Raw genomic sequence first — 21,725 nt, forward strand, 5'->3', positions numbered from 1 at the left:
CAATGCCTAATGCAAACTGTGGTCAGCACCCATGCAATTGGCTGGTCAATAGGAACGAATACGGATGGTCACGCGGGTGCAATTTCACAAACAGGATTTTGAGTGGGTCACATTCCCTGGAACCGGATGTCAGCATCACTGAAATACACACCCACCGTCAGGCACGGATTAGCGGGTAGCCAGGCAGGATGCACCAACCGCTGTCGCCCGGCGCAACTGCGACATGACGTTCCCCGCCGTAATCACCGCTGCAGGCGACATTGGGCAGTTACTCGCGGCCAGCGCCTCTGCGACCCAGGTATTGCAGGTATAGAACAGCGAATAACTACCCTCGGCCTGGTAGAACCGGCTCTCTCCATACAGGCCAGGCCCGAGCACCACCAAGGTGCCTGTCGCTGAGTGGGTGAAGGTCCCGGCCACGAACGCGAGCAGTCGTCGGTAGCTGTCCTCCGTCACCCGAACCTCGATGACCTCGCTTGCGGCGAAACGCTGCCTGGGGTCACCGTCAATCTTGACCGCATGCAGCACGGTTGCCGTCGACCCGAACAAGGCTCCCAGGGCCAGGCTCAAGGTGGCCTGTGGGGCTCGGTAAAAGTCCTCGTTCCCCCAACCGAACTCAACGAAGTCGCCGTCGCTGAATTCTTCGGCCAGTGCGGGAAGCACCTGAAGCAGATCGGTGCGCGCAATTACCAACCCGGTATGCAGGCCATGATTCACCACATAGAAGGACCGCCAATCGCCACCCTCGCCCCTCGGCGGGTCCGACGCGGTAGCGCAGCCGAACAGCGTGAGGACCAGGGCTAGCATTACAATGCGCATACACAAGGGCTTGGAGGCTCGCTAACGAAACATGGGAAAACCCAGCGGGGGTTGGCGCTGTATACAAGCATAGATGCTGGCTCGCGCCCCCAGGCAGGCATTCGTGGGCCGCACGGTCGGTCGTCGAGGCGTTCAGGAAGTGTGTCCTGATTGACCGGTTGTGAGTTGGACCGCTATCGCGATCAAGCCCCGGCTCCAGAGCGGAACAAGCCGCCCGCAGCGCCAAAAAGACTCCCTCCTACAGCCCCCACCTACCCCCCTCTATCGAGCTACGCATCCTTGCGCCATTGCCTACAACTACGCCAGAATCCGCCCGCTTGTGCGCCTTGTCCCAGGGTTTTATTGTCTTCCTGCCACTGCCCATCAGTGGTCGGGTTTAGTAGCCCGGTTTACGTCTCGGTGCATGAGTCTCATCAGTCAGGCATTGCCTGTTCTCGATGGTGGCTGTGCGCATGGCACCCTCGGGTGCGCCGGGTTTGACGTAATCACCGGTCTACTAACTTGCGCACAGCCGCCCCCCTTTCGTTTAGTAGCGAGAGGGTTGCGGCCTAATTGAGAGATTACGTCAATGTTCAAAACAACCCCGAATCCGCCAGAAGCAGATTCCAGTTCTACCTCCGCAAAATCCAAAGCCAAACAGCAAGACGAAACCACCAAACGGGTGCTCGATCACTACTTGCTACCGAAATCGGATAAATCCCAAGACGACCCCAAACCGGGGCAGCTATACACCGTCGTGAAAGGCCTCGATAACGAATGTTTGCTTGCCAACCTCAGTGAGACGTTGGCTTCGGCTGATGCCATGGTGAGTGATTTGGCATTTGATCTGGAGGGATCTAGGCGTCATGTGGCGCAGGGGATTCAGCAGTTGATTGAGCTCAGTTCGTTGCTGGCGAATCGGGTGTTGGATAATGTGGAGCCGCGGTAGTAGTATTTTCCCCAATGAAAAAACCCGACGCATGACGTCGGGTTTTGGTTTTTCTATCCGTAGAAACAGACGGATAATCTCTAAATATTTCAAGGTCTTTTCCGCATATCCCACCATTGTCCTCCCTAGCGATAGGCTGCAAACGGCCGCAAGCGGCCTGGTATGCCCCGGCTGAACAGGCCTCACGATAAAGCACTGAACTCTCTAGGGGAACAAGGCCTAGTCAGTGTTCGGAGGCTGTGTATGTATGTGGCAAGCCGACGTGCCGCGTACATAATAGTTACAAGGATGTATGTATAGGGCCACGTCCTGCTGCCCTGTACGCGTCATTTGTTTTTGACATCGCTATCAACAGATTGAGCTTGGCTGTATTTATTTCTGATTGAGGTTTTTCTTCTGTTTGCGCCTCATCCAGCGCAGATAGGGCCGCTCGCTCATTTTGGAGAGCGATTGCAATTCCTTCATCAGCTTTGTCACCAGCTGTTTCTCGTGCTGCAGGCAAGTACTGGCTGGAAAGCTCAGCCATCTTGGGCGAGGATTTAGTCAATGCTGAGGCTACAGCCATACCAAATTTATTAGCATCTCTAACCATCGTTACAGTGGTTTTGGTTGAGAAGTACCCGCTAGGTTTAATGCCGGCACCATCTACACATCTTTTCACGTCCTCCCCTTTACGATATCCGGGGCAGATTTTTTTTGCCCAAGTTACACGATAACTCTGAAGGACTGCACTGTTTTCTGCCGTACTAAGCGCACTCAGCAGAGCTTTGCGCTCATTAGTTTGATATCTCCAGTTAGTGCAAATACTGTCGAGCTCTCCTTCTTTTAGATTTTTGCAGTAATTGATCAGAAGAGTTTTGTTCGCGCTGCTCGCGAATGCTGTAGTTTTATCGTCCTCTAGTGGGTAGTCAGATGTCTTGCCTTGATCGTCGATATAGCTCATGGCAAGTGCTAGCTTTCGTGCATCTTTAGCGAAGGTCTTCTTCGTGTTTTCTGCGTCCGCCAACTCGGGTAAAGGGAATGGCTCGCCAATATTATTCAGGAGCGTTGGATTTCCTTGTAGGAGAGTCGCTCCTTCGCGAAGATTAGGGAATGAAAAAATAGCAGAGGCGAATGGTTTTTCGGTCGAAACACCCTGCAGAGTAATGGCTACATCAAGTCGTCTCTCTTTTGTCCAGAAGCTAGAGTCTTCAAATTTGTTTACTTTCAGGTAGACTGGCTTTAGTTGATAGAGTGGCTGACCCGCCACTTTAGCGATGGCTACCTCCATAAACATATGAGGTTCTCTTAGAACTGTTTCCAGCTTGCCGTTGTTGTTCGTATCTTTTACTTCAAAAATACCTTTGATAATTGTTAAGCAACCAACTCTAAGCTCAGTTAATGATGTTTTATCTACATCATAAAGACTCGCATAAATTGGCGGGCTAATTCTGGCAACAGTGCTTGTGTTGGCTGATGCCTCAACAGCTGCTCCAGCTGCATCCACGGCCATACCTATTACAATTGGAGCCACAATTGCTAAGACTGCTCCTCCTACAAGAGACTGTAACTCAGGTTTTGTGCCTATTGCACACCGAGAAGACCATTCGGTTTTGACCTCAGGCACCTCTTTCGCATGCACAGATGTGCATATTAGCGAAAGTGCAATGAGGGTATAGCCAACTGTTTTCTTCATTATGGATCTCCTTTTTATGAAGACATACAGCACTAGAGAGGAGGTTGCGTCTTTTAGTAATGGCAATTCGCCAACTCAGTAAAGCTCAACTATTCTGATTGTCAAATCAAGGGAGGTGACCATGTCAAGAGCTCAGCAGATTAAAGCGCTGGAGAAAGCATTTAGGGTCGCGGAGAGGCTTCCGTTCGTGACCGGAGTTGACTTTGGAATGGCTAAGAAAGGAGGCCGGTCGATTAGGCGACTGGCAATCCGCTTTTACGTCGAAGAGAAGTTAGCCATAGAGGCACTTGATCCAAGGTATATTTTGCCAAGGTCGATTGATGGAATACGCTGTGATGTCATCAAGGCAAAATTTGTACTTCACAGTGTTCCGAATCACTATTCAGATTATCTACAGCCTGGTCTAAGTATTGGTAATGCAGTTAGAGGTACGACTGGAAGTGTGGGGCCATGCGTAGTCGATAACGTAACGGGGCGTATTGGTTTTGTCAGTTGCTGGCATGTCATGTGTGGAGGTCTTAATGCGGCAAAGCATGAGGAAATTCTTCAGCCGGGATTCCAGCATCAGACTTATCTGGTTCCTAGAGTGAGTGCTTTTCTTGAAAGATATACCAGTCTTGGGGATGGATATGATGCTGCTTTGGCATTACTTTCTGATGATAGCCAGTTTGACACCATGCCATGGGGGCTTAGCTCCCCTGTAGTAGGTGTCGAAAGGCCAAAGAGAAACATGCAGGTATATAAAGTTGGAGCGGGGACAGGTTTTACAGAGGGATATATAAGCTCGGAGATTAACGGTGAATTTGATATGAATCTTAGCCACTACGGCGCAGGAGGTAGGAGGTATAAGGGATTTGTTGTTAGTTTGAATAATGGTTCGGAGTACAAGGAAGTGAGTTCGGGTGGGGACTCTGGAGCGCTTTGGATAAATGCTGCTACAGGAAAGGCTGTGGGATTAAATTTTGGTGGGGTTGACGGGGTTACGCAGTCAGCTGAGTATGCATTAAGTCACCAGCTAATCGATGTGCTTAGCAGGCTAAACGTATCACTTTATTTTGGCGATCTAAAATGAATAGTAATAAGCGTAAACGGGGGCAGACCACAATTAGGAGACAGTCCGATTAAAGGTGAACGAAAACTCGTAGTCTGTCCCAGTTTCGCATGGCGAGTACCTTCGCGCAAATTATGATCATTTTATAAGCTGCAATAATACGTATCACCTCCGCCAGCTTATGGCATATTACGATTGGAAGAACTATGGATTTTGAGATAATTGATAATTAGAGCAAAAAGGAAAAGAGGGGCAGATTTATTTTCGAAAAATAAATCGCTCCATTTTTTACGTTAATATCTTTACTCGATAAGGCGTGATCTGTCCCGACTCTTGCCAACTTTAGCGAGAAACTGCAAGTATAGATAACTAGGACAGTGAGCGACGTAAAGAAGGGGAAACGCTACTAATTGAGCAGTCCCCACCGATGAACCAAGAAACAGAGATTTTTCGTCCGCTTGCAAGAATTCTTAGAACGTGCTCAATCAAGAACGGTTTAAAATCAAGTTCTTTTTTTATTTCCGAAAGACTCGTAAAGCCATTGTTGACAATGGCTGAGACAACTGAGTGAAATACGATTTGATAGTTTGCCACATGGTCGCGTGCATACAGCTCAAATCCAGAATCAGTTACTGAGATGGATGGGAATTCTCCTCCCAAACTATGCTGAAGGTCGAATGTCCCGTGTTCACCTAGTATCTCAACTGACTCTCTTAGTTGATGCTCTGGGATGATCAATTCACCATCTTTGCAAAAGGCTGAAATGCTGACGTATCTTGAGCCTGTTTCCAGTGCAAACTCGCATGCGAGCGTGCATATCAGGCTATCTAAATTATTATGGCCGGCGACACCCGCGCCAAAGCTACCTACATATGCTGGTGGTTTACCCAGAGCCGGCTTCTCCGAAGCACCAAAAATCGAAGCGACAATACGTTCAAGACTGGGCTGATATGAAGTTGTATCGTGAATGCTCTCCCAAAGAGTCGCTTTCAGAACTTCCGGAACTGTGCAGTCGTCGATAACTACAGGAATTAGCTTACTTCCAGTATTGATTCGCTTCACACACGCAGCATCAAGCTCATGTTTGACCCAAGGCTTTTCAACGCTATTTTTCGACAGAACCACTATTACTGCCTGGGCATCCTTAATCCCTTCCTCAAAAATTTTCGTTATGAGACTGTCGCCAGGTAGCATTTCCCATTTATCAAGCCACGCATCAATCCCATTAGCTCTTAGCTGCTTTGCAAAATCCAATACAAAGCGTTCCTTGTCTTCACTCGCATGACTTACGAATACTTTGGGGGACATGTCCATTCTCGCGCTCCTGTGGATGCCAGATTATGGGCACAGCTGCGAAGGATTCGCCACCCCATCAATCGGGTGGGTCAGCTGTTTAGAGAGTCTTTCATCGGTTGAATAAAGGGACGGATTTTTTCTGATATTTAGTCTGCCTTCTTCCCTTCAGCCCAACCTACTCAAACCGCCGCCGCTTCATGAACAACCCCATCCCTATCGCCACGGCAAAAGCCGACAGCAACCCCAGATCAAACCCCAACACGCGGGTCTCACCGGCCAAAACGCAGCCAACCGCACCCGCCGCCACCAACACCACGCCTAGCCACTTGCGTAGCAGATAGGGTTTGAGGAATCGATCGAGCAGAAAGGACACCACCAAGGCAATGACCAATTGAGTAATTTCGGACATGTACGTCTCCGGTCAGGCCTTGATGATCAATGTCGAGAGGGTGCGTTGCGGGCCGATGCCGCCGTTGACCTGCGCCTCGATGCTGACCAGTACGTCACCCGCATGGTAGGTGGGCAGGATTTCATTGGCATACGTGCGCACACCGGCTCCTACTGCTGGATAACGTCGACCCACGTTAACCGCAACACCGTCAAGCTGTGTGGCGAGGAGATATACCCCTCGCCACACATTGCAGGCCTTCATTCCTGGCGACGCATGAATTCCGCGAAAAGAGGAACTGTAAAATTCAGATATCCATGATCTGTGCTGTAGATCATTCCCTTGGAAATGATGTTGGCCCGAGTCGGACCAAGCGATGATTGAGGACGCCCCATGACCTTGGCAACATCAGCGATGGCATAGGGGCCATCGCCGAGGGTGGACATGGCTTTTACAAACTGAACCTCCGAGGGTGTAAGTCGATCGATACGGACCCTGAAGAAGCCCGCATCGAGAGAGGCCAATGTCTCCGAATAAGAATGCTCGACATCGTCAACAGTAATTTCAGGCCCCTCGGCGTTGTTCCATGCCGTGGATGCCCACTCTTGAAGAAAGAACGGATAGCCCTGCGTCCGATCAACGATGCTGTCCAGCGCCGCAGTGTCGATAGAGGCTTCCTCCTCCAGGATCGGCTTTTGAACGGCTTGAGTCGCAGACGGTTGATCAAGCGCCCCCACTTCCGGATAAAGGAAAAGCCGCTCGGCGTATGACTTCGCCTCACCCGCCAGCCGGGCAACTTGCGGAAGACCTGCACCGACCAGCAGCACCGGAAGCCCTTCTTGCGACATGCGATGGATAGAGACAATCAGTGCCGATAGATCTGCTTCGGTGAGGTATTGGACTTCATCAATGAGAAGAATCCAGCCTTTGCCGGCGGCCTGTGCCGCTTCACCTATTACAGTAAAAAGATCTGGAAGATCGTATTGAAGATTTCCGCTGTCCGCGAGTCCAGGCTCAGGCTCAACACCAATCTCAATACCGCCAATATCAATCTTGAAGATTGATGCAAAGCTGCGAAGTCCTTTTAGCCCGCGATTAGCAATTTGCTTGGCGGACTCAACGCCGGAAAGCGCGCGCATGACCTTTCGCATTTCAGGATAAAGAAGACGTGCAAGGTTTTCACGCTCTGGCGCCTCTACTTTGGAGACGAGAAGACCTTCCTCCTTCGCAATTCTTCCTATCTCATTCAACAGGACCGTCTTACCCGTGCCTCTTAAGCCAAGGAGCATGATGGAACGAGCACTTCGCCCATTGACGGCTCGGCCACAGGCAATTCTTGCCGCCTCAAGAATTGAGTCGCGCCCCGCCAATTCAGGGGGCCTGCTGCCCGCTCCGGGCGCAAACGGATTACGGTAGGGATCCATGTCGACCTCAAAAAAATATCAAAATCTACTGATAGATAGCTAAAGCTAGCTGAATTCATTAGTTTTTGCTATACATGGCTATCATTCAATATGATTCGGAATTTTTCCTGATGTTTGATCCGCCCCTTTCCACTGGAAAGGAGGGTTGGCTCGTATGGCTAAGAGATCGGTTGGGCCGTGTGAACCTAGCGGTGGGGGCGTTTGCAGACCAAGCGGCATTCGGCTTTCTTGAGATCGTTCCCACGCCCTGCGCGGGAATGCCTCCACGGACGCTCTGCGTTCGGCTCTTGGGGGACGCAGAGCGTCCCTAGCTGCATTCCCACGCGGAGCGTGGGAACGATCAAACTCCACTCCCTTTCCACTGAGGTCTGCGTTTTACACCCAGACGTCGTTAACCACTCCAATCAATTGAATAGCCTCCTCTTCCAAAGGCTCGGCGAAGACGATGTTCAAATTACCGTAACCGGAATGGTCCCCCACCAAGCTCAACTCGAATCGAGCCCCAGAGGCGTCAGCTTCATAACTCTTCAAATAAGTCAGGTCCTTGGCTTCATTGAAAATCACGTCCAACGTGCCGTTGTAACCATTTCCCAGCCGGGTAAAGCCCAAGGCGGACAAGTCGATCGTGTCTTCACCCACCGTATAGTCAACTAGGCGATCAGTGTGGTTTTCGGTGGCGGTACGGTAGCTGTCGCTCAGTCCGTCGAAACGGAACACATCGTTGTTACCGCCACCCGCCAATAGGTCCCGGCCCTCTCCGCCAACCAATACATCATTGCCTAACGCTCCATAAAGGCGATCATCGCCCGCGAACCCTTCGATGATTTCGCCGCGAGCGTTGCCTTGTAAACGATCGGCCGCTTCGGTGCCCGTCAACCTGGCTTGCTGGAACAGGAGGTTGGTTTCATTCAGCGCTTGGCCCAAGTTACCGTCGAAGACCACTTCGAAGCGTTCCCCATCGGCGTTGGCCTCGAAGCTTTTGAGGTAGGTCCGCGTCCCGCTTTCATTGACGCGTATCGCCAGCGTTCCGTCATGTCCATTGCCCAGCCCGAGGAAGCCCAGGGAGGCGAGGTCGAGCGTATCGGTGCTGGGGTCGAAGTCGGTGATTCGGTCGCTATGGGCCGCGGTGGCGGTTCGGTAGCTGTCTGTGACTGACTGGTAACGGAACGTATCGGCCCCGGCACCGCCCGTCAGCAGGTCTCGACCTTGCTGGCCGTCGAGCAGATCGTTACCGGCCCCGCCAAGGATCGCATCGTCGAACGAGGCGGTACCGAGCAAGAAGTCAGCATCGCCGCCACCGTCAAGGTGGTAATAGCCGTCGTCGGGATTGCCAAAGCTGTGGTCCAGGCGACCGTCGGGGGTCAACTGGACCAAGGCGGCCAGATAGCCGTCCGCGCTTGTACCTTGGCTTCCACCAATCAATAGCTTGCCGTCGGCCAGTACGATCATATCGGCGACTGCGAAAGGAGCGCTTTCCGAGCCCCAACTGACCCGCCCCTGATCGCCGAAAGCGGTGTCGAGCGAGCCGTCGGCATTGAGTCGGACGACGGTCGCCACGCCGCCCGAGGCGCCCGCCAGCAGGATTTTGCCGTCATCCTGGATGACGAGGGCGTCTGCGTGAACATCCAGGGCCAGGCTGCCCCCGTTCGCAAAGCTGCTATCCAGAGTACCGTCGGGGTTGAGGCGGGTCAGGGTATCTTGCCCGGTGACCAATACCTTCCCGTCTCCCTGCAGCGAAACGTCGAACGTGCCACTGGGGTGAATACCGACGGACGCGGGTAGGTGCAGGACCCCAGCCTCTCCAAAAGACGAGACCAAGGTCCCCGTTGCGTCGAAGCGGGCGATATAGATCTCCCCGGACGGATACCCTGCGCTTGCGAAAAAGCTGCCGTCGCGTTGCACGGAGAACGACGCTTGCTGGCCTAGATCTTCATTCCAATAGAAAGGCACTGTCACGGTGCCGCCGTTCCCGAAACTCGTATCGAGGCTGCCGTCGGCCAAGTTACGACTGATGCCCGACACCCAGACGTTGTCTACGTTCACGTAGCGCGCCACCAGGTAGCCCCCTTCCGGCTGCACGGCGGCATTACCGCCGTCCTCGATATCGAGCGACACAGGGAGCAGGGATCTACCGTCGCCACTGAAGTTGCGGTCCAGGCTACCGTTGGCATTGAACCGGACCAGGCTGCCGGTGAAGCTTGAATCCTCTTCGCCTCCCAGCCCCAGGCGACTATAAGCGCCAAGCCAGATAGCACCGTCCGGATCGACCGCGATACCTGCGATTTTGTCCGAGCCCCATAAGGTCGTGGCGACCATGCCTGTTTTTTGCGCAGTTGAAGCGGCGGGCGAAATGCTCTGGCTCATGTCCAAGCCTCCGATAGATTTGGCGCCAAAGACTATAGACAGGGGTCAGTCAGGTTGCCATTTTACGAGACGGAGGGAGGTTCAAAACCCTGGTCTCCTGCGCCTAATGCCCGTCAGTTAAGCAGCAAACCTGTGGGAGCAAAGCTTGCTCGCGATGACGCCAGCCCAGACACCACCCGTGGCGAGGGAGCTTGCTCCCGCTCGACTGCGCAGCAGTCGCAAAACCAGACGATGCGGTTTACCTGAAATAATGCAGGGGGGAAACGGGGACAGCCCACGACTATGAGACAGTCCGATTACAGATGAGTCCAAATCGTGGTCTATCCCCGGTTTCTGCGCAAAAATACCAAAACCTACAGAAAGATAGCTAACGCTAGCTGAGCTAGCTAGCTTTAGCTATTCATCGCTAGCATCCATAGGCGGCCCGGATCTTTTCTGATGTGAGATTCTCCCCTTTCCACTCAGCCAACCTCCTCAAACCGCCGCCGCTTCATGAACAATCCCATCCCTATCACCACGGCAAAAACCGACAGCAACCCCAGATCAAACCCCAACAAGCGGTTCTGACCTGCCACAAAGCAGCCAACCGCACCCGCCACCACCAACGCCACGCCTAGCCACTTGCGCAGCAGATACGGCTTGAGGAATCGATCAAGCAGAAAGGACACCACCAAGGCAATGACCAATTGAGTAATGTCGGACATGTACGTCTCCAGTCAGGCCTTGATGATCAATGTCGAGAGAGTGCGTTGCGGGCCGATACCGCCGTTGACCTGCGCCTCGATGCTGACCAGTACGTCGCCAGCATGGTAGGTGGGTAGAATTTGATTGGTATACGCGCGTACACCCAACCCTACAGATGCCGCCACGTAAGGGGGGGCCACAGCCTTGGCGGCGGAAGCGAAGGCCGCGGCTGTAAGGGTGGCGATCGTGGTGCGCTGGGCGTTGAGGGCGTCGCCCTGTTGCCGGGTGAGCGGCTTGGAGATGCCGATCATCATCACGCACGGCAGATTTTTGGCCAGCATCTTGTCGTACACCTCGACGACCTTGCTGTTGACCTCATAGTGGGCGCTTTTCGCTTCGCCAAAATGCAGCTCGCGCAAGCGTCCGCGTTCGCTGTCGGTGAGGGTGATCTGCGAGACGTTGAAGACGATCCCGTGATTGCCCATGTATTGGAAAGTCCCTTCGAACTTCATCGCTCGTTTCCTTTCGAGATAAAAGGTGGCGATTCTCTACAACGAACGTATTGGGTTCAAATCATTTCATCTTGCTGGATCGGGGAGCGGTGAATGCCGGTCAGTTAAGCAGGCACCCTTGGCGAGCATTTTTTCCAGGGAGTCGAGCATAGCGGCGTCCTTATCAGTTGAGTCAGTGATTGACTGGTGCAGCGATGAGAAGAGCTGCTGGATTCCTAGAAACCTATGGTGCCTCAGGTCCCTGCATCATAGGGCTCAGCGCTGTATCCTGACTGGGTTTTGTCGCTACCAAGGATCCAGGTATGTCGCTTCCCGGCAAGAACAATGCTTTTTCCGATACAGATCGCTTTTTCATGAGCCAAGCTATTGATCAAGGCAGACGCGCAATACCTGATTGCCTGCCGAATCCACCTGTAGGGTGTGTCATCGTGCGTCACGGCTCCATTATCGCCAACGGCTACACGCAATCGCCGGGACAACATCACGCGGAAGCGATGGCGCTTTCGCAACTGGAGCAAGGCCTCGACGACATGACGGCCTACGTCACCCTGGAACCCTGCTCATTTGCCGGTCGGACGCCTTCATGCGCCCTGGCGTTGATCAGCGCGGGGGTTACACGCGTGCATGTCTCGATGCTGGATCCAGACCCACGCAATGCCGGAGCAGGTATCGCCATTCTTCGACAAGCGGGGATAGAGGTCACCGTGGGCTTGCTCGGAGGCCAGGCTCGCCGGGATATGGGGCCTTATTTGCACCGCAGGCAGCCGGAACACCAGCAAAAGACCATGAAAGCCTTATCAATTGTTCGGCCTAATGGAAGCAAGATCGCTTCCAGAGAGAAAACGCTAGAAGTCCGCCGCTGGCATCCCCACCTGAATCCTTACGAAGATCTTTTGGTTGTTGAAAATGGGCGATTTCTTCACACCGATGGTGATGAAGACGAAGGTATTGCTGTTGCAATCGTGCGTGTAAAAACAGTTCGCCCATTCGAAGTCGCAGATGTGCAAGCCGCATGCGCAAGCCGTTTTTCGGAGGGCTGGCTCGCATGGGAGTTAAGCGATGTGCGGCCCATCACTCAGCCGTTCGCGGTGCGAGCGGCACGAGGTATCTACGAGGCAGATTTCCCATTCGTTTATAGCCCTCATTAACGGGAATAAGGGAACGAATTATTCTGATCAATGCCTTTCGCTCAGACCTTGTATCTTGATTCATGAAATTTTGATTTGAGAACCGACAGATGTTATCCGCACAACAGGCCAGTGCAATCGTCCTCGACCTCCATAAAGAGTCGGTCAGAGACGGCGGTCCGGAACGATTTGTTATCCAGTCTTGCGAGCTTTCTCCGAATGGCGACTACTGGATAATTCGCTGCAACACCGAGGACTGTGTGGTGCATGGTAAGACCGAGTATTGCTATGTAGGCGTCAATGCCCACTTGGTAGAGGTCAGATCCGGTGCGCTTGAGACGGTAGCTAGTTGCTTCAGCATTGAGGAGTATCTGCGAGACAAAGACGACCTTCGTGCAGCGGGAGGTGAAAGTTATGTACTGATGCCGGCATTTTCTAGCACTCAAGCGGAAGCAATCTCCCTCGCCACGGGGCGAATCTGCCCGTTTTTCCTTCCGCCAACCTCCTCAATCCGCCGCCACCTCATAAACACTCCACCAAATACCCAGTAAGGGCTGACGCATACAGGCTCAAGCTTGCACATCGCATGCCGATGAACTTGCCAGTTCGCCCTATCCTTCAGGCAAGATGTGCCCCTCCAGACTCAAGGAAGATGCCCCATGTCCGCTTCGCTCGATCTCGCCGCCAGTCAGATCCGTCACGCCGTTCGCGCAGCCACCGAGGGCTTGGTCGGTCGCGAGCAGTTGGCCGAGCTGATCGTACTGGCGGCTGTCGCCCAGGAGCACATTCTGGTGGTGGGCCCGCCCGGCACGGCGAAAAGCGCCGTGGTGCGTCGGGTCGCGCAGTCCATGGGCGGTCGCTACTTCGAGTACCTGCTGGGCCGCTTTACCGAGCCTTCGGAATTATTTGGCACGGTCGATCTGAAGAAGCTGCGTGAAGGCACGGTTGAAACCGATATCAGCGGCATGCTGCCTGAAGCTGACATTGTGTTCCTGGATGAAGTGTTCCTGGGCTCGACGGCCATCCTCAACACCCTGCTTGGCGTGCTCAACGAACGACGTTTTCGCCGTGGTCACACACAGGTCCAGTGTCCCTTGCGCGTCTGTGTCGCAGCGGCGAACGGCCTGCCCGACGATGAATCGCTGGCGGCCTTCGGCGACCGCTTTTTGCTGCACCTGTTCGTGGAGGCAGTACCCGACAACCAGCTCGAAGCGATGCTGGCTGGCGGCTGGCAGTCGGAGCAGCGCCCGGTTCCGCAACTGCTGGGGCTGACCCAGCTCGACACGCTGGGCCACGCGCTCAAGGACGTCGATTTGTCACAGGTGCGGCCAGCGCTGGCCCAGGCCATCCGCCGGTTGCGGGAGGCCGGTATACAGCTCTCCGACCGACGTATCGTCAAATCCCAGCGCCTGATCGCAGCGGCGGCTTTGCTGCGTGGGCATCTGGAAGCCAGCGAAGCCGACCTCTGGCCGCTGCTTTACGTGCTGCCGACCCGGGAAATCCAGCAACACGGCCGTGAGGTGTTGCAGGATCTTTTTGCCCAGTGCAGCAACAGCCATCTGTTCAGTGCCGTCGAGGAAGCGACGCTGCAACCGATGGCTCGCCTGCATCGTCTGCTTGAAACGGCAGAGGATTACCTGGGGCGCAGCGAACCGCCTGCCAGCCCGTTGCTGGAAGCACTGTTGCGCGAAATCGATGCCAACTTCAACAGCCAGACCATTCCCCAGCGTCTGCATGAGGCCCGCGGACAAGTGGCCCATCTGCTGACAACCCAGGCATGACGAACATGGTCGCCGCCACTGTCATCGACTGGAACTGGCGAGTGCGGCGCGAACCCGGTCAACCACAGGCTGCCGTGGCCTGGGGCGAAGTCGCGGCGCGCCTGCACGCACGGCTGCTGCGCATGCCCGAAGACCAGACTGCGCACCTGCAAGCCACTGCCAACCGTGACGTGCTGATCGTCACGGGCAATGCCGATAACCTGCCGTGGGTCGAGGGCGTCGATTACGCCTGCACCGAGCCCGCCGCACCCGGCCTCTGGCTGCCCACCAGTTGGGAACCCGACGCACCGCTGGATCTGATGGGGCAAGCGCTGCTCGGCAGATTCACGCGCGCGCCACTGCTGCTGTGGCATGCCCCCAGGGTAGTGGTGCCGCTCGACCGATGCCTGCCCGTCACGACCCGGCATCTACAACGCATTCAGGATGAGTGGGCAGGTCGCTGATGCAATTACCGCAATCCCTGCAACCCTGGCGAGATTGGCTGCAATGGTTTCCCCCCGAACAGCTGCCATTGCTGGCGGATCTGTTCGCACGCCTCAATCCGCTGCTAGGCCCCTTGCGCGGCATGCAGCAGGGCGGCGTACCCGAACCCGACGGCCTTGGCGATCTGCAACGCCGTGGTCCGTATGAACGACTGTTGGCCAGCGAGTGGTTGCTGGCCGATGAGCTACCCGACGAATTTCTGCGCAGGGCGGCAGTGGGCGAACATCTGTTCCTGGCACCGCAATATCGCACTCATCAGGCCAACCGCATGATCGTTGTGCTGTTCGACGCCGGCCCACTGCAACTGGGCGGGCCGCGACTGGTGCACCTGGCGCTGCTGATCCTGCTCGCCCGCCGTGCCAGCGAAGCCGGGGCCGAGCTGCGCTGGGGTATCCTGCAAAACGCGCCACAGTTGCAAGAGTTCAAGAGCGCAGCGCATTTGAAGCAACTGCTCGACGCCCGCACGTACCAGACCGTCGGCGATGAGCACTGGCACACCTGGCGCGCCTGGCTGTCGGAGCAGGATTACGACAGCGGCGAACGCTGGATCGTCGGCCAACGGCTGCCCGCCACCGACGCCCGCTCCTGCACTCATCGGGTCCAGATACAGCGCAGCCTCGATGGCCGCAGCCTGATGGTCGCGCTGCAAGACCGGGCCACCCGACAAGTTGCCCTGCCCAACCCCGACCAGCGCCCTGCCTTGCAATTGATCAAGGGCGAGTTCGACATCGCGCGACAGATGGCTCGCACCGCGGTCAAGTCCCTCATTCCAAGGGTTGCGCTGACGCTGGCCCCGATCATTGCCAGCAGCGGCTTCCATGTCGCCCTGAAACTGCTCGACGAGCCTGGGCTTGTGGTGATCAAGCTTCCAGCTCCCCGGCAGAAAAAGCCGCTCGATGTTCGCCGCACGCTCTGGAATAACCGCAGCACGCCGCTGGCGATCACGTTCCCGGGCCGCATGCCCGGTGCGATCCTGAGCCTCGACAAGCAACTGATCTTTTGGAACATGCCTGGCCTCAATCCCGTTGCCCGGCCCGGGCGTGAGCAACTGCAGATGCCCCCGGGCACTGCCACCCTGCTGCCCATGGTGTGGTTGCACAACGGCACCTACGGCAGGGTTTTCCTGCTCGACAATAAAGGTCATCTGGCCTTCTGGGTGGTCGACAATGGCAAGCTGCCCACCCCGCACCAGCCCGGTGTCACCCACTCGATAGCCGATAAGGTGGTGGGCATGGCGCAGGTCGATCGCAACATGCTGGCCTATCTGCGCCACGATGCCGGTCGATTGTATGTCCACCGGCTCAACCCCTGGGTCAGCCAGTCCACAGGCCATGTGATCGGCACGGCGAAGGACGTCGACGTCGATCAGGTTCTGTTCCCGGCAAGTCCATGCTGGGAGCGCGCCTTCCACGGTTGCGCGTGGATGCGCCTGGTCGACGGGCAGCAGCAGTGGCAGATGGTGGCTCCGGACCTTCAGACCAGACAGATCGATCTGGCACCCGGCTGGAAAGGCCTGGGGTTGTTGATTGGGGAGGACGAGGCGCTGTCCATGGTCCTGCTCGGCCCCAACCAGCAGACCGTCGCCCTGTACTGCGGGGGTGAGCAACGTGTGCTATTCACCACCAACGAGACCATTGCCAGGATCAACTTTTGCCCGATGAGCGGGCTGGTCGCCGCCCTGACCAAGGCTCGGGAACTGGTGGTGTATGCGGTCCGGGACGAGCGCATGGTGCTGCAGGTCATGTGCAATCAGGCACAAACGCAGTCGGAGGACGACACCCATGTCCGGACCTAATGCAGTCATTATTCGCCGTCCGGCACTGAGCGGTTATCAACCGATCGAGGCGCTGTGGTTCCCCGTCGAGCGCTTCAGCGAACAGGAACGGGCGCGGCTGATACTCACCCACTGGCAAACCGACGCCAGGGCCGAACGCTTTGCCGACGGCGACCTGCTGCGCTTTCCCAAGGCACGCGCCATGCTTTGTGAAGGGCTCGCGGGTTGGCCACTGATTCGCCAAGGCCGAACGCTTTGCTCAGCCCGGTTGAGTCCTGAAGAAATGCAGCGCCTGGCCCACGCCGATGTCTGGCTGGTACGCGGCACGCAGGTCAATGCCCTGCACCTGCGCGACGCCACTGCGCTGGCCCCCGGTCAATGGATCGACGTCAGCCAGTACGCGCTACTCGACACTTACGACTGCCAAGACGTATTGCCGGAACCACAAGCCGACCCTCTGGCAGTACAGACCGACATACGGGAAATCCTGGGTGACTCGCTTGCGCCGGTCAGCCCCGAGCGGGAGGCGGTGATGCAAGCTCTGCTGGAGCGCCAGCGTCAGGCCGCCGTGCCTGGCGTAACTGCGGCGCGTCACACGCCAGGCACGGCGAACAACCGGCATAGTACCGGCGAGTTGAAAAACGGCCTGCTAGGTTTAATTGCGCTGGCCGTGGGTATTGGCCTTTACCAATTTCTATCCCTTAACGGTCCGCAGTTGCCGACCGCTACCCCTGCTGCCGAAAGAACCAAGTCGCCGCGCCCTGTGGATCCCTCCACATTCGATCTGGGCAGTGTCTTGGTTTGGACGGTCATCGGCGCGGCGCTCTTCACCCTGATACTGATGGCCGTGCGTGCCTGGATGCGGCGCAATGGTACACACTCAGCAGCAAGCAACACGCCTGCGTCCACTACCGCCAATGTCGCCCGCCCCTCAAAGCCGCCCGTGCCGCAACGGGCGTCGGGCCAGCCACGTGGCCCGGCCAGGTGGCGGCGCTGGCTGACGCGCCTGACTCAGAATTCACGCTTGTCAGCGCTTTACGGAAAGCGACAGGCCGCTTACATGCAACGCATGCTGGAAATGTTCGAAAACGGCGATCTGGAAGAAGCACTGCGCCACGCCATTCCGCTGGGCGGCGGCCAGGGCAACGCAGGTCAAGCCTTCGGCACACCCAGCAGGCGCCAGGATCTGGCGCTCACCCAGCATTCAGGGCCTCGCACCAGCATGCTGTTTGAGGCAGATCTTGAAACCCACCTCAAGCAAGTCTACCGGCAGTCTTTTGAGCGACTGGATCGCGAGGGACGTATCGAGGAAGCCGTGTTTGTCCTGGCCGAACTGTTGAGGGCACGACAGGAAGCGCTCGACTATCTGGAAAAGCACCAGCGCTATCAACAGGCGGCTGACCTTGCGCTGGCCTGGGACATGCCCACCTCGACCATCGTCCGTATGCTGTGCCTGGCCGGGGATTGGCAGCGAGCGTTGCAAGTCGCGCGGCGCGACAACGCGTTCGCCGATGCCGTCATCCTGCTCGAAAAGAAATGGCCAGAAGCCGCCGCGCGCCTGCGTCTGGAATGGGCGCTGGCCCTGACCGAAAAAGGGTTGTGGTTGCAGGCGGTGGACGTGATCTGGAGTCTGCCCGCAGAGCACGAACGCGCCACGCAATGGCTGCTGGCCGCCGAGGCCGCAGGAGGTAGCCTGGCGATCGGCGCGCTGGTGAAACGGGCTATCCTGCTTCCCGACACCCTCTCGACATACGAAACCTGGGTCGAAAAACTGCGCGACGACCCCGAGCGGGTCATGGAGCGCGCCACACTGGCCCAGGCGCTGCTGACGCACAAGGCCCACAGTCCCGCGCTGGCCTGGCTGGCTGCCGCGACCGTGCGGGCGATGATCTGTGATCAGGCCGGGCCACACGCTCATCTCACCCAGAACCAGCTTCAAGCGCTGGTAAAAATGAGCAAGGACAAGCTGCTACAAGCGGACCTGCCTGGCAGCGCCCTGCCCAAGAACAGACTTCTCAATCAGGGCCTTGAGCGGGCAAGCACCCCCTTGTCGTTTACGGCGCCAGAAAGAGGCAACCGGATACTCTGCGATGCCGTGCCCTTGGCTGACGGACGCTACCTCCTGGCACTGGGCGAAGCTGGCGCATCGGTGGTCGAGGCAAGCGGCAAGACGGCCTTTCACTTTCCGGTGCCCGCTCAGACCCTCGTGCTGGGCCACAGCCGACAGGTCGCGCTGGCGCTGGCGCGTCGCGGCGACGTCTGGCGCATCTGCAAACTGGATCTGGTCAATCGCAGCGCCAGCGATCTGGGCGTGCTGATGCTGGACGCCTTCGCCAAGCATTTCGACGGCACGGCCTGGACCGTCGGCCGAGGCTCGCAATTGCGCGTCGTGGATGTGGATCGCCGGTTCGAGACACTCTGGCACATCGGCGATCTGCCCGGGCAGATTGGCTTCCTTCGGGACGACGAGCGCAACGAATCCTTATTGCTGGACACTCCACACAATTTTCAGCTCTGGCATTACCGCCTGCCCGACCGCCGATTGCTCAGCCGCGAATCCATGCCCGCGCGGCGTCAGGAACACAGTTGGCAGGTGTATAACGCGGCAGGCCGGACCACTGAGTTCTGGATCGAGCACCCAGCCGACAGCGACCCCATGCTGATGGCATACGAGAGCGGCACGAGCAAGCGCTATCCCTTGCCCGGTCTGATTCAAGCGTTTACCGATCCGTTGCACATCTACTCGTTCGAGCAGTGGCTGGTGGTGTGCTACGCAACCGGCGACGATGACGCACGCTGGCACTTCATCCACCGCTACAGTGACCGGCTATGCGCCGTCCTGCATTGGCCGCTGCATGATGCGCAACTGCGTTGCGTGGGCAAAGAATGGGTAATTTTCGACCATCAGGGCCGGCTGTTGCATATCGACACAACCAGCTCTATGACTCGAACTCTGTCGGTGCAGTGACGCACGGGTTTTATGAGTGCTTTCGCACTCAAGCGGGAGCAAGTTCCCTCGCCACAAAAAAGCTGTTTTGCATGAGTTCAGCCCGACGCAAAGCGATCCTCAACGTAAGGAATTCTGCTTACACCTTTCGACGGCCAAGCGACAATCTATATTCCTGCAAATTGGATCCAATATAGCAAATGAATATATGACGCAAAAAAATAATAGTGTCATTTATCAAAATGATTATGTTAGTTTCGCTCTGCCTTGCAATGAAATGCGAACGGCATAATCTTTCAAAAAAATGGAGCTTTTTATGAAACTCGATATGTCCAAACTGATCGTATCTCAATCCGCACTGAGCCTGACTGCAATGGTTGCGCTGTCGAGCGTAAACAAATCTATCGGCGAATAAATTTCGACGGTGATTTATTAGAAGGACTGCCATATCGCTATGGCGGTCCTTCTTTTTATGGAGAGTCCGCTTTCAAGGAGAAATCAAGTGAGCATCTTAATCACAAATGAAGAGTATCGCCAAGATTCCTACGCATTGCTCAATCAATACAAAGAGTCGATGAGCTACTTGGCAAGCGTGTTTAATGATGACTATCAAAAATCCGACTCTGTGACCAAGCTGTCTTGGAAGTCTTTCGCATTCTACAATAAGTGCATCAAAAGCTTGCAAGCCAACGATGCAGATTCAGGCTTACAGTTTTTTCAAGAAGCCAAGCAAAACGAAAGACAAGGATCAGAAGGATTCAGGGTTTCTGGCTTCTCTGAAAACAACCGAAAAGAAGAAATCGACTTGGTTGCCGATGAAGTACGAGAAGAGGCGTCTGGCAAAATCAGTATTGGTTTCATCAGCGCTGATGTTGCTGAGGTTGAGAAAGCCAAATTAATCGAAGGCATAGAACTTCTCAAGGCCCAATCGTTAGACCTCTACAATGAAGCTGAGATCTTAATAGATGAAATAGTATTGACGGGGCCTGGTGATGAATACCATGTCAGATCGGCCAGCAGTTACAATTTATTAGGGCTGGTTTTGATATGGGCCGATGAAGTCCATAGCCCCATCTATTACGCACAACAGGTAGTCCATGAGGCCGCCCATTTAAGACTGTTTTTAAAAAGCACAGATGATAAGTTTGTTTTGAATCCAGAGAGTGAATTATACACAGCGCCATTCAGGCCTGACGCACGTCCCATGCTCGGTATATTTCACGCACTTTTCGTACTGGCTAGAATTGCACTGGCGATGGCTGGCTTGGGGAAAATAGCGCCTGGAAAACTCGCAGAGGAGGCGCTTGAGAAAGGGCGGGTGGCTGAGAAGAGATTTTTCGCGACCGCAGCGCAGATCAAGCGGGACGGTGTGTTGACGCCCATGGGACAACAGATTTTCGATGAATGCTTGCAGGAAATGACCAAAATATCACCTTTTCGTAATGTCTATGATGACATGCTGAAAAGTGGATTCTGAGCAATGAACAGTTTTAAAAAAATCGCCTCACATGATTACGCATTCTTATTGCTAGTGGCGCTGATCTGGGGGGGAAACTTCGCCTTGATTAAAGTAGGGCTTGAACAAATCAAACCCTTCGTGATGACCTTCATCAGGTTTTCGCTTTGCGTCTTCCCGTTTGTATTTTTCATGCCAAGACCTAAGATTCCAGCTTATGTGCTCGCCGCCTATGGAATATTGTTTGGTGGCGGAATATGGGGGTGCGCCAACATTGCCATCTATACAGGTACTTCTCCCGGCACTGTATCCCTCATCATTCAGCTCAGCGCATTCATTACATTTATCATTGGCTTGATTGCCTTTAAGGAAAGAGCTTCCAACATCAGCCTTATCGCCCTCGCGATATCACTCTCTGGTCTTTTCTTTATGCTAATTAATAACAATCAGGGTTCAGGTCCGTTGGGTATTGCTATCTGCTTGCTCGCAGCTTTTTGCTTTAGCCTGTGTACTTTCATTATTCAAAAATACAAGCCTAAAGACCTGCTACCCTTTATGGTTTGGAGCTTCTTATTTAGCCTTCCAGTTCTATTTGTTCTTGCCTTGTACTTTGAAGGTGCCGAGTCATTCTATAGTCTGAAGGATGCGATAAACTACAAAGTCATAGTGTCGCTGATCTCACAGTCTTACGTGACGACTCTGCTGGGGTACTGGATATGGAACTACAACATCAGAAAATATTCCGGCTCCACCGTGGCCCCCATTGGCTTGCTGGTTCCGTTTTTCGCCATCATCATTTCCTACCTGTTTTTCAGCTACCCGATAAACGGAACAGTCATTCTATCGATAGGCTTGGTTTTCTGCGGCGTGATCTTGTTCAATCTACGACATAACATTGAGATGTTGTTTAACAAGACCGCCATACAAAGATGAAATAAAATTTGCCGCAGGAACGCATGCACCACTTCAATGCCCCTTCGGCCAAACCGCCCAAAAAAAGTGCGTTTCACTTGTCA

18 protein-coding genes are annotated in these 21,725 nt (G+C 55.1%); 9 read left to right on the forward strand and 9 right to left on the reverse strand.

Translation table 11 applies throughout. From position 1 onward, the window contains the following. Window positions 1-168: 168 nt before the first annotated feature. Window positions 169-819: a DUF2459 domain-containing protein gene (locus Q7F16_RS08715; protein WP_409555647.1), complete on the reverse strand. Its 651-nt coding sequence runs from the start codon at window positions 817-819 to the stop codon at window positions 169-171. Between the two features lie 568 nt (window positions 820-1,387). Between Q7F16_RS08715 and Q7F16_RS08720 the strand changes: the two genes are divergently transcribed. Continuing rightward, window positions 1,388-1,747, forward strand: coding sequence for a DUF6124 family protein (locus Q7F16_RS08720; RefSeq protein ID WP_409555648.1), 360 nt, complete (start codon window positions 1,388-1,390; stop codon window positions 1,745-1,747). 280 nt (window positions 1,748-2,027) lie between these two features. On the opposite strand, the gene Q7F16_RS08725 is transcribed toward Q7F16_RS08720, so the two are convergent. After that, entirely contained in the window at window positions 2,028-3,422 is a 1,395-nt protein-coding gene (locus Q7F16_RS08725) for a hypothetical protein (RefSeq protein WP_409555649.1), read from the reverse strand. Between the two features lie 121 nt (window positions 3,423-3,543). Here Q7F16_RS08725 and Q7F16_RS08730 point away from each other — a divergent pair, with 121 nt between their 5' ends. Further along, a complete protein-coding gene (locus Q7F16_RS08730) occupies window positions 3,544-4,494 on the forward strand; it encodes a hypothetical protein (RefSeq protein WP_409555650.1) in 951 nt (316 codons plus the stop codon). Between the two features lie 348 nt (window positions 4,495-4,842). Here the strand turns inward: Q7F16_RS08730 and Q7F16_RS08735 are convergent, their stop codons facing one another. From Q7F16_RS08735 to Q7F16_RS08765, 7 genes are all read right to left on the reverse strand, one after another. Further along, window positions 4,843-5,787, reverse strand: coding sequence for a toll/interleukin-1 receptor domain-containing protein (locus Q7F16_RS08735; protein ID WP_409555651.1), 945 nt, complete (start codon window positions 5,785-5,787; stop codon window positions 4,843-4,845). 157 nt (window positions 5,788-5,944) lie between these two features. After that, window positions 5,945-6,178, reverse strand: a complete 234-nt coding sequence (locus Q7F16_RS08740; RefSeq protein ID WP_409555652.1) for a hypothetical protein — start codon at window positions 6,176-6,178, stop codon at window positions 5,945-5,947. 12 nt (window positions 6,179-6,190) lie between these two features. After that, window positions 6,191-6,319, reverse strand: a complete 129-nt coding sequence (locus Q7F16_RS08745; protein WP_409555653.1) for a hypothetical protein — start codon at window positions 6,317-6,319, stop codon at window positions 6,191-6,193. Between the two features lie 98 nt (window positions 6,320-6,417). Then, a complete protein-coding gene (locus Q7F16_RS08750) occupies window positions 6,418-7,581 on the reverse strand; it encodes an ATP-binding protein (protein ID WP_409555654.1) in 1,164 nt (387 codons plus the stop codon). Window positions 7,582-7,956: 375 nt separating this feature from the next. Next, complete coding sequence (locus Q7F16_RS08755) at window positions 7,957-9,945, reverse strand: M10 family metallopeptidase C-terminal domain-containing protein (protein WP_409555655.1); 1,989 nt, start codon at window positions 9,943-9,945, stop codon at window positions 7,957-7,959. 461 nt (window positions 9,946-10,406) lie between these two features. Continuing rightward, the gene (locus Q7F16_RS08760; protein WP_095962698.1) at window positions 10,407-10,649 is read right to left on the reverse strand and encodes a hypothetical protein; all 243 of its coding nucleotides are present in this window, start codon (window positions 10,647-10,649) and stop codon (window positions 10,407-10,409) included. 12 nt (window positions 10,650-10,661) lie between these two features. Continuing rightward, window positions 10,662-11,141 (reverse strand): hypothetical protein, encoded by a 480-nt coding sequence (locus tag Q7F16_RS08765; protein WP_409555656.1) that lies wholly within the window; start codon window positions 11,139-11,141, stop codon window positions 10,662-10,664. A gap of 302 nt (window positions 11,142-11,443) precedes the next feature. Here Q7F16_RS08765 and Q7F16_RS08770 point away from each other — a divergent pair, with 302 nt between their 5' ends. From Q7F16_RS08770 to Q7F16_RS08800, 7 genes are all read left to right on the forward strand, one after another. Further along, entirely contained in the window at window positions 11,444-12,289 is an 846-nt protein-coding gene (locus tag Q7F16_RS08770) for a deaminase (protein ID WP_235868350.1), read from the forward strand. A 638-nt stretch (window positions 12,290-12,927) separates the two neighbouring features. Further along, complete coding sequence (locus Q7F16_RS08775) at window positions 12,928-14,049, forward strand: AAA family ATPase (protein ID WP_409555657.1); 1,122 nt, start codon at window positions 12,928-12,930, stop codon at window positions 14,047-14,049. Beyond that, window positions 14,046-14,492 carry a bpX5 domain-containing protein gene (locus Q7F16_RS08780; protein WP_409555658.1) on the forward strand — a complete coding sequence of 149 codons (447 nt, stop codon included), beginning with the start codon at window positions 14,046-14,048 and terminating at the stop codon, window positions 14,490-14,492. The genes Q7F16_RS08775 and Q7F16_RS08780 overlap by 4 nt, the downstream gene beginning before the upstream one ends. Further along, window positions 14,492-16,327, forward strand: coding sequence for a hypothetical protein (locus tag Q7F16_RS08785; RefSeq protein WP_409555659.1), 1,836 nt, complete (start codon window positions 14,492-14,494; stop codon window positions 16,325-16,327). The genes Q7F16_RS08780 and Q7F16_RS08785 overlap by 1 nt, the downstream gene beginning before the upstream one ends. Beyond that, on the forward strand, window positions 16,314-19,274 hold the full coding sequence (locus Q7F16_RS08790) for a bpX6 domain-containing protein (RefSeq protein ID WP_409555660.1): 2,961 nt from the start codon (window positions 16,314-16,316) through the stop codon (window positions 19,272-19,274). The genes Q7F16_RS08785 and Q7F16_RS08790 overlap by 14 nt, the downstream gene beginning before the upstream one ends. Before the next feature lie 481 nt (window positions 19,275-19,755). Beyond that, window positions 19,756-20,730 carry an aKG-HExxH-type peptide beta-hydroxylase gene (locus Q7F16_RS08795; protein ID WP_409555661.1) on the forward strand — a complete coding sequence of 325 codons (975 nt, stop codon included), beginning with the start codon at window positions 19,756-19,758 and terminating at the stop codon, window positions 20,728-20,730. 3 nt (window positions 20,731-20,733) lie between these two features. Further along, complete coding sequence (locus Q7F16_RS08800; RefSeq protein WP_409555662.1) at window positions 20,734-21,642, forward strand: DMT family transporter; 909 nt, start codon at window positions 20,734-20,736, stop codon at window positions 21,640-21,642. The last annotated feature ends 83 nt before the right edge of the window (window positions 21,643-21,725 follow it).

The organism is Pseudomonas sp. Lb2C2 (genome assembly GCF_052112205.1).
Lineage (GTDB): Bacteria > Pseudomonadota > Gammaproteobacteria > Pseudomonadales > Pseudomonadaceae > Aquipseudomonas > Aquipseudomonas kilonensis.

Excerpts from the sequence above, each read along its gene's own strand:
- Q7F16_RS08715 (WP_409555647.1), bottom strand. The coding sequence starts at position 819 with ATGCGCATTGTAATGCTAGCCCTGGTCCTCACGCTGTTCGGCTGCGCT.
- Q7F16_RS08720 (WP_409555648.1), top strand. The coding sequence starts at position 1,388 with ATGTTCAAAACAACCCCGAATCCGCCAGAAGCAGATTCCAGTTCTACC.
- Q7F16_RS08725 (WP_409555649.1), bottom strand. The coding sequence starts at position 3,422 with ATGAAGAAAACAGTTGGCTATACCCTCATTGCACTTTCGCTAATATGC.
- Q7F16_RS08730 (WP_409555650.1), top strand. The coding sequence starts at position 3,544 with ATGTCAAGAGCTCAGCAGATTAAAGCGCTGGAGAAAGCATTTAGGGTC.
- Q7F16_RS08735 (WP_409555651.1), bottom strand. The coding sequence starts at position 5,787 with ATGGACATGTCCCCCAAAGTATTCGTAAGTCATGCGAGTGAAGACAAG.
- Q7F16_RS08740 (WP_409555652.1), bottom strand. The coding sequence starts at position 6,178 with ATGTCCGAAATTACTCAATTGGTCATTGCCTTGGTGGTGTCCTTTCTG.
- Q7F16_RS08750 (WP_409555654.1), bottom strand. The coding sequence starts at position 7,581 with ATGGATCCCTACCGTAATCCGTTTGCGCCCGGAGCGGGCAGCAGGCCC.
- Q7F16_RS08755 (WP_409555655.1), bottom strand. The coding sequence starts at position 9,945 with ATGAGCCAGAGCATTTCGCCCGCCGCTTCAACTGCGCAAAAAACAGGC.
- Q7F16_RS08760 (WP_095962698.1), bottom strand. The coding sequence starts at position 10,649 with ATGTCCGACATTACTCAATTGGTCATTGCCTTGGTGGTGTCCTTTCTG.
- Q7F16_RS08765 (WP_409555656.1), bottom strand. The coding sequence starts at position 11,141 with ATGAAGTTCGAAGGGACTTTCCAATACATGGGCAATCACGGGATCGTC.
- Q7F16_RS08770 (WP_235868350.1), top strand. The coding sequence starts at position 11,444 with ATGTCGCTTCCCGGCAAGAACAATGCTTTTTCCGATACAGATCGCTTT.
- Q7F16_RS08775 (WP_409555657.1), top strand. The coding sequence starts at position 12,928 with ATGTCCGCTTCGCTCGATCTCGCCGCCAGTCAGATCCGTCACGCCGTT.
- Q7F16_RS08780 (WP_409555658.1), top strand. The coding sequence starts at position 14,046 with ATGACGAACATGGTCGCCGCCACTGTCATCGACTGGAACTGGCGAGTG.
- Q7F16_RS08785 (WP_409555659.1), top strand. The coding sequence starts at position 14,492 with ATGCAATTACCGCAATCCCTGCAACCCTGGCGAGATTGGCTGCAATGG.
- Q7F16_RS08790 (WP_409555660.1), top strand. The coding sequence starts at position 16,314 with ATGTCCGGACCTAATGCAGTCATTATTCGCCGTCCGGCACTGAGCGGT.
- Q7F16_RS08800 (WP_409555662.1), top strand. The coding sequence starts at position 20,734 with ATGAACAGTTTTAAAAAAATCGCCTCACATGATTACGCATTCTTATTG.